Origin of the sequence: Pseudomonas sp. IPO3749 (genome assembly GCF_013386605.1) — a bacterium.
GTDB lineage: Bacteria > Pseudomonadota > Gammaproteobacteria > Pseudomonadales > Pseudomonadaceae > Aquipseudomonas > Aquipseudomonas azotoformans_A.
The window spans coordinates 28,577-42,296 of sequence record NZ_JACARN010000065.1 but is presented as its reverse complement, the minus strand read 5'-3'; the positions used below and the strand labels follow the sequence as shown (position 1 = coordinate 42,296).

The following is a 13,720-nucleotide window of genomic DNA, read 5'->3' as shown; positions in this document are numbered from 1 at the left end:
GACAGCGGACATTTTTTATGCCCGATGAATGGCCACTTCTTGAAGCACATCAGGCGCACCGACTCGCCCAGAAGGGTTCGGATCGCATCACCAATGCTGTAGCCTTGTGCCCCAATTGCCATCAGCGTAGTGATCGGGATGCCTTCACCGAGGTGGCTTTACGCCAAAGTAGGAAGATTGGCACGGGAGTAAACTCCCGCTGTCACACCTGATGAACACTCAAAAAATACCAGATAGGACCGAGGCCAACCCGTGACCCCAGACATGCTCGAAGCCGGCCCCGCTGACGCCAAAGTACTCTCCGTCTTTGACTTCGACGGCACCCTGACCCACCACGACAGTTTCGTACCCTTCCTCAAGTTTGCCTTCGGCCCTGGCGAGTTCTATGGCCGGATGGTCAAGCTGGCGGTGCCGGGGCTGCGCTTTTTGGTGCGGCAGATCAGCCGGGATGAGTTGAAGGCGCAGTTGATCCGCACGTTTATGACCGGGGTGGAGAAGGCGTGGGTGCAGCAAAAGGCCGAGGAGTATTGCCAGAAGACCTGGGCGCGGTTGATGCGGCCGACGGGGGTGTTGTCGGTTGAGCAGGAGTTGGGCTCCGGGGCGGAGGTCACGCTGTGTTCGGCGTCGCCGGCGTTGGTGTTGCAGCCGTTTGCGAATCGGCTGGGGATCAAGTTGATCGGGACTGAGCTTGAGGTGGTGGATGGGGTGCTGACCGGCAAGCTCACCGGGAACAACTGCCGGTGTGAGAACAAGGTGCTGCGGCTTGAAGCTGTGTATGGGGATTTGGGCGAGTATCGGCTGCGGGCTTGGGGCGATACACGTGGGGATCGGGAGTTATTGGCAGCGGCGCAGGATGCGCATTTTCGGCACTTTCATGCGAAGAAGAAGCGCAAGCAACTGCGGTAGTCGCGCACTAGCATGGGGTGCTAGGGGTTGAGAGATTGAATTACGTTGCCCCGAAATCTCGTTTTCATTAAGCCCAATCTGGAAGATTGGGCTTTTTTATACGCGCTCTGCGTCGATACCAAACTCAATTCTTTCGGACGGTTTCTGTCTCAGCCTCGTTGATCAGATCGTCGAGGGGCACATGAATGGGCGTTTCACTGGCGTCGAGCCGTTCCTGACCTATCTGATTCAATTCCAGAACCTCCAATCGGTCATCCTCAGACATAAGTCGTCAGACACTGATTCGCCATGGAGAAAATAGCTGTCCCAGGTGCTTCTTGCTGGGGGGCTGTTTTTTGTTTCAGTCATGGGCATCCCACCTTTTGGCTGGCTGAAGACAATACAAGTCAGTTTGTTTGTTGCCTAGGCGGAAAATGTATCGATGCTGATGGCTGATTCGGCAGGGAACCCGGGTCGATCCCTTCGTAGCCTCGCTGGGGCTCGACAACTCCCACATTTGATCTTTGTCGGCTCGTTAATCGGTGTTCAACGGGTGTTTATGTCGTGGCTTTGAGGTCCACGCCCAACGCTGTGGCGAAGGCTTTTACCATCGGGCTTCTGGGGGCGTTGTGGCGCAGGATGAGGTTGAAGGCGGTGCTGAGGTGAACCTGCTCCGGGCACAGTGCGCGCAGGCGCCCTTCTCTCACCAAGGGCATGGCGTAGTGTTCGGGCAAGAAGCCGAGGAAACGGCCAGTAAGGATCAGGATCGCGACGGCTTCGACTTGCGAGGCCGAGGCGGACTGGCTGTCGTAGTTGACGAAGTTGACCTTGTCGCGGTGGATCGCATACCGGTGGTTCACCACTTCGTACTGGCGCAGCAGTTCCGGTGTGATGTCACTCGCGTTGAACAGCGGATGTCCTACAGCACAGTAAGCGTGGGCCTTTTCTTCATACAGCGGGAAATAGTCGAATTCTTCGCGGCGCTGGTACACCGGCACGATGCCGACAATCAGCCGCCCTTCCACCACGCCGCGTTCAACTTCGTCCAATTGCGAGGCATGTAGGCGCAATCTAATCTTGGGTGATTCGCTATGTAATGTCCCCAATGCGGTAATCAGCGGGGAATTAGCATCGGAAACCGTGTTATCAATAACGCCGACACTAAGATCACCAATAAGCTCGTTTTGCGCCGAACTAAGCTTGTCGCGAAAACTGTCCACCGAGGTAAATAATTCGATGGAGGCTTGATATACCAGCTTGCCTTCTTCGGTCAACCCGAACCCTTCCCGCCCCCGTGTACACAGGCGCATGCCGATGCGGATTTCCAGGTCGGAGATCTGTTTGCTGATCGCCGCCAGGCCCACGTTCAGCTCGTTTTGCGCGGCGCTGAAGCCGCCCGCTTCGACCACGGCCATGAACACGCGCAGCAATTTGAAGTCCAGCCCGCTCAACTGCAGGGGCGGTCTTGTGCCGGGTTTTGGCGGCAGGTTTCCAGAAGTGGAAAGTGGGGTTTCCATAATACGCGTTGACCTCAAGTGCCATATTCAACAGGCTTCAACCCAATCCTTGAACATAGCCAGGCGGCGATAATGAACATAAACATCCGCCCTTGGCAACCTTGAATACGGCGCGTCAGACGCTGGTTCAGTCTAGTTGAAAACTTATTTTTACTGCCTCCGACTCTTCTAAAAACAAGCGTGAGGAATACCCATGTCCCAGCCCACCGACCGCCTTTGGGGCGCTCGTTTCAAGACCGGTCCGTCTGCTGCATTGGCCGCATTGTCCCGTTGCCCTGAGCGCTATTTCCGCCTGACGCCCTACGACCTGGCCGGCTCGCGTGCCCATGCCCGTGAGTTGCAGCGCGCCGGTTTACTGGACGAGTCGGAAACCCTGCGCACCCTAGAGGCCCTGGATGGTATTGGCGCAGATTTCGCTGCCGGCGACCTGCATCCAACCCTGGATGACGAGGACGTACACACCTTCATCGAGCGCGTATTGACTGAGCGCCTCGGCGCCCTGGGCGGCAAGCTGCGCGCCGGGCGTTCGCGTAACGACCAGACCGCCAATGACCTGCGGCTTTTCCTACGCGACCATGCGCGCACCATCACCACCGAGGTGCTGGGTTTGCAGCAGGCGTTGGTGGAACAGGCCGAGCAGCATATCGAGAGCATCTGCCCCGGCTTTACCCATTTACAGCAAGCGCAACCGATTGTGTTTGCTCATCACTTGCTGGCTCACGCGCAGTCAATGTTGAGGGATGTGCAACGTCTGGTGGATTGGGATGCGCGCACGGCCTTGTCACCCTTGGGTGCCGCCGCCATGGCCGGTTCCGCGATTGCGCGACAGCCAGAGCATTCAGCCAAGGAAATGGGCTACACCGGCCCGTGCGAAAACTCCATCGACGCCGTCGCCAGCCGTGACCATGTCGCGGAATTCCTGTTTGTGGCGGGCATGCTCGGGGTAAATATTTCGCGTCTTTCCGAAGAGTTTTGCCTGTGGTCGTCACGGCAGTTTCGCTGGGTGGTATTGGACGATGCCTACGCTACGGGCAGTTCGATCATGCCGCAGAAGAAGAACCCGGACATTGCCGAATTGGCGCGGGGCAAGGCTGGGCGGTTGATTGGCAACCTGACGGGGTTGATGTCGACGCTCAAGTCGCTGCCACTGTCGTACAACCGCGATTTGAGTGAAGACAAGCACAGCGTGTTGGACAGTGTGGATACCTTGCTGCTGGTGTTGCCGGCGATGGCCGGGATGGTCGCGACCATGAAGGTGCAGATGGAAGAGCTGCGCAGGCAAGCGCCGATGGGTTTTACCTTGGCGACGGAAGTGGCGGATTGGTTGGCCACCCGTGGTGTGCCGTTCAAAGAGGCGCATGAGATTACCGGCGCCTTGGTGCAGGCCTGTGAGAAGTATGAGATTGAATTGTGGGAAGCCTCCCCGGCGATGTTGGCGGAGGTGGATGCTCGGTTGACGCCTGAGGTGCGCGACTGCCTGACATTGGAAGCGGCGATTGCAGCCCGCAGTGGATGGGGTGGGACGGCGCCGGAGCGGGTCCGGGAGCAGATTGGGCGGTTGAAAGTGGCATTGGCCGAACAGCAAAAATGGACAGAGAGTTACCAAGGATTTCGCATTTAAGCCTGTGGGTGATGAGGTGTCTGGCCGGGCGCTTTCGCAGGCAAGCCAGCTCCCACATTGGATCGAGTTTCAACAGTTGCACCGAGTACAGCGGTAATCGCTTTTTTGGAGAATCACCATGAACCAAACCCCGGCAGAGCGCTTGGAAGCCGAGCGCAAGTTGTCCGAGAACCAGTTCGATATCACGCAGTACGAACACGTGCCGCGTCGTTATTACGGGCGGATGTTTTTTGCCACCTTGATCGTGATCGTGTTGGCCGCGCTGTTGCGCGCATTTGCCAATGGCCAGATCGAATGGTCCTACATCGGTCAGTTCCTCACGTCTGAGGCCATCCTCTGGGGTCTGGTGAACACCATTGTCATGTCGATTTTGGCGATGGCACTGGGTGTGGTGATCGGGGTGATCACCGCGATCATGCGCATGTCGGCCAACCCGATCCTGCGTTACGTGGCCATCACTTACACCTGGCTGTTTCGCGGTACACCGTTGATCCTGCAGCTGCTGCTGTGGTTCAACCTGGCGTTGATCTTCCCGGTGATCGCGATTCCCGGCCTGTTCAGCATCGACACCGTCGACCTGATGACGCCGTTCGTGGCCGCCCTGCTCGGCCTCAGCATCAACCAGGGCGCCTATACCGCCGAGGTGGTGCGCGCCGGCCTGTTGTCGGTCGATACCGGCCAGTATGAAGCCGCCAAGTCCATCGGCATGCCGAGCCTGCAGGCGTTGCGTAGGATCATTCTCCCGCAGGCGATGCGAGTGATCATTCCGCCTGTAGGCAACGAGTTCATCAGCATGGTGAAAATGACCAGCCTGGCCAGTGTGATCCAGTACTCGGAGCTGCTGCACAACGCGCAAAACATCTACTACGCCAACGCGCGGGTCATGGAGCTGCTGATCGTGGCCGGCATCTGGTACCTGGCGGTGGTGACTGTTCTTTCATTTGGTCAAAGCCGCCTCGAGCGTCGTTTTGCCCGCGGCGCCGGCAAGCGTTCGTAATTCTGGGTTGAGGAGATTTGCCCCATGAGAAGCATCGTCAAGGCCGTCAACCTGAACAAGTATTACGACCAGTATCACGCGCTGCGCGACATCAATATCGAGGTCGAGCAAGGCGAAGTGATGTGCATCATCGGCCCGTCGGGGTCCGGTAAAAGCACCCTGCTGCGTTGCGTCAACCAACTGGAAAAAATCGACAAGGGCGGCCTGTGGGTCGACGGCGAACTGGTGGGTTACCGCGTCGTCGGCAACAAGCTGCATGAGATGAATGAATCACAGATTGCCCGCCAGCGTTTGGCCACTGGCATGGTGTTCCAGCGCTTCAATTTGTTCCCGCACATGACCGTATTGCAGAACATCATCGAAGGCCCCTGCCAGGTGCTCAAGCGCTCGCCCAAGGAAGCTATCGAAGATGCGTTGGAACTGCTGGCCCGCGTGGGCCTGGCGGACAAGCGCAATGCCTACCCGGTGGAGTTGTCCGGCGGCCAGCAGCAACGTGTGGCGATTGCCCGCGCGTTGGCCATGCGCCCCAAGTTGATGTTATTCGACGAACCCACGTCAGCCCTCGACCCGGAGTTGGTAGGCGAAGTGCTGTCGGTGATGCGCGACCTGGCCACCACCGGCATGACCATGATCGTGGTCACCCATGAATTGGGCTTCGCCCGTGAAGTGTCCAACCGCATGGTGTTCATGGATGCCGGCCAGATTGTGGAAGCCGGCAGCCCGGAAGAAATTCTAATAAGCCCACAAAACCCGCGTACCCAAAGCTTTATTTCTGCCGTTCGCACTTAACTAAAAAACAAACGAGAACGCCCCCATGAAAAAATTGTTTATCCCAACGTTGCTTGCAGGCCTGATGGCCTCCTCCGCTGTTTTCGCGGCATTGCCGGCGGCAATCAAGGACAAGGGCGAGATCAGCGCGGCCATCGTGCCGAACTATCCGCCGATGGATTTCAAGGACCCGGCCACCAACAAGATCACCGGCCTGGACTTTGACCTGGGCAACGCCCTGGCCGAGCGCCTGGGCGTGAAGATCAAGTGGCAGGAAACCGGCTTCGAGCAGATGCTCAGCGGCCTGACCACAAAGCGCGTGGACATCGTGTTGTCGGGCATGAGCGACACCGCCGAGCGCCAAAAGGCGGTGACCTTCATCGACTACTTCACCAGCGGCCCGCAGCTCTACACCCTGGCCAAGCGTGAAGACCTCAAGGAATTGACAGACCTGTGCGGTAAAAAAGTCGGCACCAGCCGCCGTACCACCTGGCCGTCGGAAATTGCCGCATGGAGCAAGGAAAACTGCGAGGCGGCGGGTAAGCCGGCGATCGTGGTGATCGGCACCGAAGGTTCGGCGGATGCGCGGGCACAGTTGCAGCAGAACCGGTTGGACGCGGCGATGCAGGGCAGCGAGACCATTCCTTATTTAATGTCGTTGGATAAGGGCAAGTACAAGCCGGTGGGGTTGGCGATTTCCAAGCAGTTCACCGGGCTTGGGATCGAGAAGAGCAACACGGAACTGGTCACCGCGATCAGTGAAGTGTTGCAGGGCATGATCGATGATGGCACGTACGGCAAGATCCTGAAGAAGTGGGATCTGGAGCAAGGTGCTGTAGAGAAGATCACCATTAACTCCGGCCAGTAATTGGGAAGCGCTTTTTGTGGCGAGCGAGCTTGCTCGCGTTGGGGTGCGAAGCGCCCCTGAAAGCCGGTGACTGCTGCGCAGTCAAACGGGAGCAAGCTCCCTCGCCACAGAAGCCCGTTCCACCTGTGATGTGTGTTGCGTTGAAAAAATAATAAGGACACTCGCCCCGCCGTGGCCACCTACTCCCTGGTAATCCGTCGCCTGATGATTTGCTCGCTGACCATCGTCATCAGCCGGGCCATGACCAGTCCCTTGATGACCTTGCTGCTGAGCCGACGCCTGGGCCTCGACCAGCAGGACATCGGCTTGCTGATGGGCATCGCGGTGTTCACCGCCACCTTGATGGGCCTGTACGGCGGCTACGTCATCGACCGCATGGAAAAGCGCAAATTGCTGATCCTGGCGATGCTCTCCAGCTCCATCGGTTTTCTGTTGCTGACCTTTGCCACCAACCTCTACCTCACCACGTTGACGTTGGTGATTACCGAGTCGGCATCGGCGCTGTTCCTGATCGGCTCCAAGGCGATCATCAGCGAGAACCTGCCGGTTGAGCAGCGCGCCAAGGTGTTTTCCCTGCGCTACACCCTCACCAATATCGGCTATGCCACGGGCCCTATGGTCGGCGTGGTGATTGCCGGGCAGATGCCGCTGTTGCCATTCATGTTGTCCAGCGCCATTGCGTTTATCAGCGTGTTCCTGATGATCGGCATCCCGCCCACCCAGCGTGATGAAAGCAGCAAACCCTTGAGTTTTCTCAGCACCCTCAAGACCCTGCGCAACGACCGCAGCCTGGTGCTGTTCACCGGCGGCAGCCTGTTGAGCACCATCGTGCATGGCCGCTACACCTTGTACCTGTCGCAATTTCTGTTGGTGATCCACAACCCGGATGATGCGCTGAAGATTCTTTCCGCGGTCCTAGCCTGTAACGCCATTACCGTGATGTTGCTGCAATACCAGATCGGCCGCTTCCTCAAGCGCGAGCAATTGCGCTACTGGATCCTGCTGGGCACTGCGCTGTTCATCGGTGGCCTGATCGGCTTCAGCCAGGCTGACAGCCTGCTGTCGTGGTGTGTGGCGATGTTCGTGTTTACGTTGGGCGAGATGATTATCTTCCCATCCGAGTTCCTGTTTATCGACACCCTCGCCCCCGAGTCGCTGCGGGGCAGTTACTACGGCGCACAGAACCTGGCGGCCTTTGGCGGCGCGCTGAGCCCGGTGATTTGTGGCTATCTATTGATCAACTCACCGCCGACCACGATGTTTTATGCGCTGGCCGGGTTGACAGCGGTGGGCGGAACACTGTGTTTCTTGAGCGGGCGAAGGGTTGCAGGTTCTTGCTGATATTTACGCAAGATCCCGCTATTAATAGCGAAACCTCTCACGGACCCGAGCCCCATGAAATTCGACACGGCCTACAGCCTGAGTCTCGATGACAAGCTGTCGATCTACGACGTACGAGACCTGAATTTCGACGAAACAACCGACTTCGATTCAGACAAGGACAGCTTCCTCTGCCCCAATGATGAGTGTCGCGCGGCGTTTGATACCGGCAACGCACTGAGCACCTTCAACGCCAAAAACGTCAATTACCTGCGCACGCCGCATTTCAAGAACAAGACCAGCACCCGGCATATCGACGGTTGCCGTTACGCCAGCACTCACAAGGCTGCGACAGGTGAAAATGAAGACGAGCGTGAGGACAATTTCCCATCGGAGTTTGTACTCACCCGTCGTCAGTACGAACGCAAAACGCCGCCTGTCGGGGCAGAGGGAAACATCTCACACGATCCCGTGAAGGCACCTTCAAATCGAAGCTATGTCTCCCACAGCGCCAGTGACAGCACTCCAGACAAAACCAGCGTGTTCGCCCACCCGGTGGAATGTTTCGTGTCCAACCTCGACGACAAGGACAAGCTCAGGTCCATGCCGTTGAAGATTGGTGAGCACGCCGCAACCTACTGGACGTTTTTCAAGAAGATCGAGTACCTGCAGGACAACAAGGGCCTGATCTACTGGGGCAAGATCAAGGCGATCAAGGACTACACCAGCAGCTTTCGCATCGACTTCGAAAGGAAGGTGTGGCTCGACAAGAAGCCCTACTCGGTCAACGTTTACCTGAGCAAAAAACTCATCGAGAACTACCGCAAACGCAAAGCGTTCCTGGAGCAGATCAAGGCAGCGGTGGACAGTGAGCGCGCGTTGTACTGCTTCTTCTATGGGGTGACGCCGGAACTGAAACAGGTGCCGAGCAAGAAGAACCCCGAGCAAACGTTCGGGGTCTTCAGCGCGAATATCGAAAATCTGGACCATCTGATCATTCGGGAGGCGCCAGGGGTGGAATAGCGGGTCCGCGAGAATCCAGTTGATGAGCGGTCAAAACAACTGTACAAAAACACAGTATAGTTTGTCCTCCCCCGTCGAACCTGGAGAAAACCCATGTCCTCTCTGGCAATGAGCTCTTTCGTAGAACAGCAGATCGTCCTGCATCAATTCACCGCCAAGCACAGCGTTCAGGCCCGCGCGATGCTGGGCTGGAGCCGGGAAGACCTGGCTTGCCAGGCCGGTGTGGCGGTTGAAGCGGTTCAACAGTTTGAACACCATCATGACGTAGGTGATGAAACCCGCCTGGCCTTGGCGTTTCGGTTGGAGGCTGAAGGGCTGGTGTTCTTCCCAGGGTTTGCGCCGGGGTGGGGGATGAGTGCGCGCCGGTTCGACACCGAAGAACCGGAGCCTGTAGCGCAAGGCATCCTCTCTCGCTTGATAGGTTCAACGTCGGCCCCCCTTAAACCTAGTGGTGCATAGAGCCTCAGGCCTGCAGTTGCAGCGCCCGACGCATCATCTGCGGCGGTTGGCCAAAGGCCCTCAGGAAGGCGCGGCGCATGCGTTCCGGGTCGCCGAAGCCGGTTTCGCGGGCGATGATGTCGATGGAGTGATCGCCAGATTCAAGCAGCAGGCGGGCTGCCTCGATGCGCAACCGCTCGATAGCCTTGGCGGGAGACTGGCCGGTTTCGGCACGGAACAATCGGCTGAATTGGCGCGGGCTCAAGTGCGCAACTTCAGCCAACTGCTCTACTGAGAGATCGTCCTGCAAGTGCTGCCGGGCGTAGAGCAGGGCGGTTTGAATGCGGTCGGATTTGGGGTCGATCTCCAACAGTGCGGAGAATTGCGACTGGCCGCCTGCGCGGCGATGGTAGACCACCAATTTACGCGCTACTGCACGTGCAACCTCGACACCCAGGTCATGCTCGACCAAGGCCAGGGCCAGGTCGAGGGCGGCGGTCAGGCCGGCGGAGGTCCAGAGCGGGCCATCGACGGTGAAGATCCGGTCTTCCTCCAGCCGTACATTCGGGTAGGCCTGACGAAAGGTGTGGGCGTGGTACCAATGGGTCGTCGCTCTGCGGCCCTCCAGCAACCCGGCGGCGGCCAGATAAAAGGAGCCGGTGCAGGCCGATGTCACGCGACGCGAAGTGAGCATGGCTTGCTGCAGGTAAGTGAGCATGCCGGGCGTGGCTTGCAGCAGTTCGTTGTCTCCCACCACCAGCAATGTGTCGTAGTGCTGTTGGCCGAAGGGCATGGTAGCGATGGCGAAACCCATGGAGCTTTGGATCGGCCCACCGTGTTCCGACAACAGGTCCACGCGATAGAACGGCTGGTCCAACTCGAAGTTGGCGAATTCGAACACGGTACTGGTGCCCAGGCTGAGCATCTGGAACCCGGGAAACAGCAGAATACCGATGGATACCATGGCGAAACCTCATGTCCTGAAAGGAGGGATATACGACATTGCAGCCAATACATTACACCCATAATCTTGGCTCCAACAAGGCCGCCCTTCCCCGGCCCTTCTGGAGCAACTGCAATGACTCAATCCAAAGGTTATGCCCTGATCACTGGCGCTTCGTCCGGGATCGGTGCCGTGTATGCCGACCGCCTGGCTCGCCAGGGTTACGACCTGATGCTGGTGGCACGCAATCAGCAACGACTCGACCAACTGGCGGCCCGACTGAAAGTCGAGACCCAACGGGACATCCAGGTAGTGGCCGCCGATCTCAACTTGCCTGCCGATCTGTCGCGCATAGAACAGATTCTGCTTGAAGACAGCCGCATCAGCCTGCTGGTGAACAACGCCGGCGTTGGTGCGACGGCGTCATTGCTGGCCTCTGACCCGGACAAGATGGACGCCATGATCCTGCTCAATGTCCTCGCGCTCACTCGCCTGGCAAAAGCTGCCGCGACAAACTTTGTCGCCCAGGGCCGTGGCACCCTGATCAACATCGGGTCGATCGTCGCGGTCGCGCCTAAGTTGTTGAATGGTGTGTACGCCGGCACCAAGGCTTTTGTGCAGGCGTTCAGCGAATCCCTCGACCATGAGCTGAGTGACAAGGGGGTCAGTGTTCAAGTGGTGCTGCCCGGCGCCACCGCCACCGAGTTCTGGGATGTTGCGGGGCTGCCCGTGAACAACCTTCCCGACACCATCGTCATGAGCACGGAAAATCTGGTGGATGCGGCACTGGCAGGCCTTGCCCAGGGCGAAAAGGTGACCATCCCGTCATTGCCCGACAGCCTCGACTGGGACGCCTACGAAACAGCACGCCTGGCCCTGGGGCCCAACCTGTCGCATCGCTCCCCAGCGGCACGTTATGGCATCAAAGCTCCGGCTTAACCGCTACCTGAGCGGCCTGCTCATACCCATGGGCCACTGCCAGCAAGGTGGGTTCGGTCCATTGGGTACCAAAAAAGTAGGCACTGGTGGGTAGGCCATCCTCATCTACGCCAGACGGTACGGCGATTCCAGGATAGCCAGCCGCTGCGACACCGAAGTAACTGTTGGTGTCGAAATCCGACACCATCGCGTCCAGGTTTTCTGCCTTGACCGGGTCATCGATCGTGCTTCTGAAATCCTGAATGAGCGCATCCCAAAGTGGCTTGCGCTCCTCTGGTGTCAGGGTTGAGGCGCTGATTTCCTTGAGCACTGGCTGATGATCCGTCTCACTGCCGTCACGTAGATCATTGAACCGGATCAACTCGGTCAACGATTTGACCGGCAACCCCGAACGTTTGCCCAGATAGGTGTTCAGCTCCTCTTTCACATCCGAGAGCAGCAACTCATCGTAGCGCGAGGCATCAGCCAGCCGCAGGTTGACCGGCACCAACACCGCGCCTTGCTCGCGAAGCACTTCCAGTGTCCGATTGAACTGCGCGCTGTTCTCCACAGGCAAGGTTTCACCCTCTTTGGAGAACGTGGAGGGATAGCCGATACGCTTGCCTTTCAAAGCGCTTGGAACCAGCAACTGCGTGTAATCGATACCTTGAGGCGCCCCCACACTTGCCGGGTCCTTAGGATCACTGCCAGACATGGCATTGAGCATCAGGGCAGCGTCATGCACCGAACGCGTCATTGGGCCCGGTGTGTCCTGGTGATGGCTAGCGGGAATAATCCCGTTGCGGTCCAACAGGCCGACAGTGGGCTTGAGCCCGACAATACCGTTGCGTGCTGCCGGCACAATGATCGAACCGTTGGTTTCCGCCCCCACCGCCAAGGGCGCCAACCCGGCTGCAACAGCAGCGGCAGAACCCGAGCTGGACCCCCCAACATCGGCATCTGATCGATGAGGATTTCGGGTCTGCCCGCCCCGACTGCTCCAGCCATCCGGACCTCCACGGAACCCCGCCATTTCGGTCATATTGGTTTTACCGAGGATCACCGCGCCCTGCTTGATCAGGTAATCCACCAACGGGGCATTCTTGCCGGCCGCAGCACCGACCAACCCAAACGCACCGGCACTGGTTTGCATATTTTCGGTGTCGATCGTGTCCTTGAGCAAGACGGGGATGCCATGCAGGGGCCCGCGCACCTTGCCGCTGGCTCGCTCACGGTCCAACTCGAGCGCGGTCTCAAGTGCCTTGGGGTTGAGTTCTATGACGGAGCTGAGTTGCGGATCCAACCTGCGGATCCGCTCCTGCAGGTAAGCGACCAGACTGGCTGAGGTAAGTCCGCCCGACTGGGCCATTTGCGCGCCAAGCTCTTTGACACTCAGGTACTCAGTGCCAGCGGGCACGGGTGTTGAAACAGCGGGTGAGTAGTCTCCGGCAAACGACTGTACGACTTGCCGGACCATGGAGCCCATCCCATACGCGATACCTAACATACGACCTCCTGGGGAGTAAGAAATGAAGAAGGACCAACGTTGATCCGTGGCCCAGTCTAAAAACTCCACTCCTCCCGGGCAGCGCGACGTAGGCGATTCAGCGTGTGGGATAGTTCAACGCAGTGGGTGGTTCATCCTGCAAATCCGCCGCGCGACGGGCGCTTCGATACCCCTGCACCAGAGCAGGAAACCAATCCTTCGCCCATCGTGCACCGTAGAACCACAGCGTCGCCCCATCCCCAAGGGGCTCACCAAACCCTGGGTATCCACTCCAGCACGCCCCGTGGAATGCGCTGCTGCGGCTGTCGGAAACCAGGGCGTCCAGGCGGAATGCCCGTACCAGTTCATCGATTTCGTTGCGCGAATGCAGGGTGTGGTTGGCCCGGTGCGCAGGCACCGGTACCAGCTCGGTTCCAGACCGGCGCAAGATATACAAGGCCCTCAGGAAAGAAGGGTTGTGCTCGATCTGCTCATGTTGGTTACCCTCCACGAACCGCTCGGCAAACCCTACGCGTCTGCCGCCGAGCGCGTGATCGGCAGTGAAGGTCGTGTTGTTTTCTACCAGGGGCACTTCCACCATCACCGGCCCAGAAGGATCGACCCCACCCAAGGCAATCAATGACAGCGACGGGTCCCGCGAGGGTTTCAGGGGAAGACTTGGCGCGTCATATCCAGGAATGGGGACGCTTCGCCCAGGGTTGTCACGAGCCAGGGGCTCGACACCAAAAGCAATACCTCGCGGATTCACTTGCTCGTTGAGCGCAGTCGCCAATCCAGACGCTTCAGCGAGTACAGATGCAGGTTGCCCCGTCGGACACGGTATACCCGCCTGCCAGAATTTCCGACACTTGCTTTCCATAAAAACCACCCCCGGAAAAAGACTTTCCGGGGGATCATCGCACCGTTGACTGGCGT

The 13,720-nt window shown here is 58.5% G+C and carries 14 protein-coding genes; 10 read left to right on the top strand and 4 right to left on the bottom strand.

The window, feature by feature from the left end; translation table 11 throughout:
• On the top strand, positions 1-212 hold a 212-nt coding region (locus HX812_RS32470), incomplete at its 5' end, for an HNH endonuclease (protein ID WP_372849575.1).
• Positions 213-264: 52 nt separating this feature from the next.
• A complete protein-coding gene (locus HX812_RS23985; protein ID WP_038846731.1) occupies positions 265-906 on the top strand; it encodes an HAD-IB family hydrolase in 642 nt (213 codons plus the stop codon).
• Positions 907-1,442: 536 nt separating this feature from the next.
• On the opposite strand, the gene HX812_RS23980 is transcribed toward HX812_RS23985, so the two are convergent.
• Entirely contained in the window at positions 1,443-2,402 is a 960-nt protein-coding gene (locus HX812_RS23980) for a LysR family transcriptional regulator (RefSeq protein WP_038846733.1), read from the bottom strand.
• A gap of 193 nt (positions 2,403-2,595) precedes the next feature.
• Between HX812_RS23980 and argH the strand changes: the two genes are divergently transcribed.
• From argH to HX812_RS23945, 7 genes are all read left to right on the top strand, one after another.
• Complete coding sequence (argH, locus tag HX812_RS23975) at positions 2,596-4,023, top strand: argininosuccinate lyase (RefSeq protein ID WP_038846735.1); 1,428 nt, start codon at positions 2,596-2,598, stop codon at positions 4,021-4,023.
• A 118-nt stretch (positions 4,024-4,141) separates the two neighbouring features.
• A complete protein-coding gene (locus HX812_RS23970) occupies positions 4,142-5,020 on the top strand; it encodes an amino acid ABC transporter permease (protein WP_016979819.1) in 879 nt (292 codons plus the stop codon).
• A 24-nt stretch (positions 5,021-5,044) separates the two neighbouring features.
• Positions 5,045-5,809 carry an amino acid ABC transporter ATP-binding protein gene (locus HX812_RS23965; RefSeq protein WP_010208290.1) on the top strand — a complete coding sequence of 255 codons (765 nt, stop codon included), beginning with the start codon at positions 5,045-5,047 and terminating at the stop codon, positions 5,807-5,809.
• Between the two features lie 25 nt (positions 5,810-5,834).
• Positions 5,835-6,656, top strand: a complete 822-nt coding sequence (locus HX812_RS23960) for an ABC transporter substrate-binding protein (protein WP_038846737.1) — start codon at positions 5,835-5,837, stop codon at positions 6,654-6,656.
• 171 nt (positions 6,657-6,827) lie between these two features.
• Positions 6,828-7,997, top strand: a complete 1,170-nt coding sequence (locus tag HX812_RS23955; RefSeq protein ID WP_038846739.1) for an MFS transporter — start codon at positions 6,828-6,830, stop codon at positions 7,995-7,997.
• Positions 7,998-8,051: 54 nt separating this feature from the next.
• A complete protein-coding gene (locus tag HX812_RS23950; protein ID WP_038846740.1) occupies positions 8,052-8,999 on the top strand; it encodes a hypothetical protein in 948 nt (315 codons plus the stop codon).
• A 93-nt stretch (positions 9,000-9,092) separates the two neighbouring features.
• Positions 9,093-9,458 (top strand): helix-turn-helix transcriptional regulator, encoded by a 366-nt coding sequence (locus HX812_RS23945; RefSeq protein WP_038846741.1) that lies wholly within the window; start codon positions 9,093-9,095, stop codon positions 9,456-9,458.
• A gap of 4 nt (positions 9,459-9,462) precedes the next feature.
• On the opposite strand, the gene HX812_RS23940 is transcribed toward HX812_RS23945, so the two are convergent.
• On the bottom strand, positions 9,463-10,401 hold the full coding sequence (locus HX812_RS23940) for a GlxA family transcriptional regulator (protein WP_038846742.1): 939 nt from the start codon (positions 10,399-10,401) through the stop codon (positions 9,463-9,465).
• A gap of 114 nt (positions 10,402-10,515) precedes the next feature.
• On the opposite strand from HX812_RS23940, the gene HX812_RS23935 reads away from it, so the two are divergent.
• Positions 10,516-11,319, top strand: coding sequence for an SDR family oxidoreductase (locus HX812_RS23935; protein ID WP_038846744.1), 804 nt, complete (start codon positions 10,516-10,518; stop codon positions 11,317-11,319).
• Here the strand turns inward: HX812_RS23935 and HX812_RS23930 are convergent.
• Positions 11,303-12,805 (bottom strand): amidase family protein, encoded by a 1,503-nt coding sequence (locus HX812_RS23930; protein WP_038846745.1) that lies wholly within the window; start codon positions 12,803-12,805, stop codon positions 11,303-11,305. The two genes, HX812_RS23935 and HX812_RS23930, sit on opposite strands and share 17 nt — an antisense overlap.
• A 97-nt stretch (positions 12,806-12,902) precedes the next feature.
• Entirely contained in the window at positions 12,903-13,385 is a 483-nt protein-coding gene (locus HX812_RS23925; RefSeq protein WP_038846747.1) for a hypothetical protein, read from the bottom strand.
• Between the last annotated feature and the right edge of the window lie 335 nt (positions 13,386-13,720).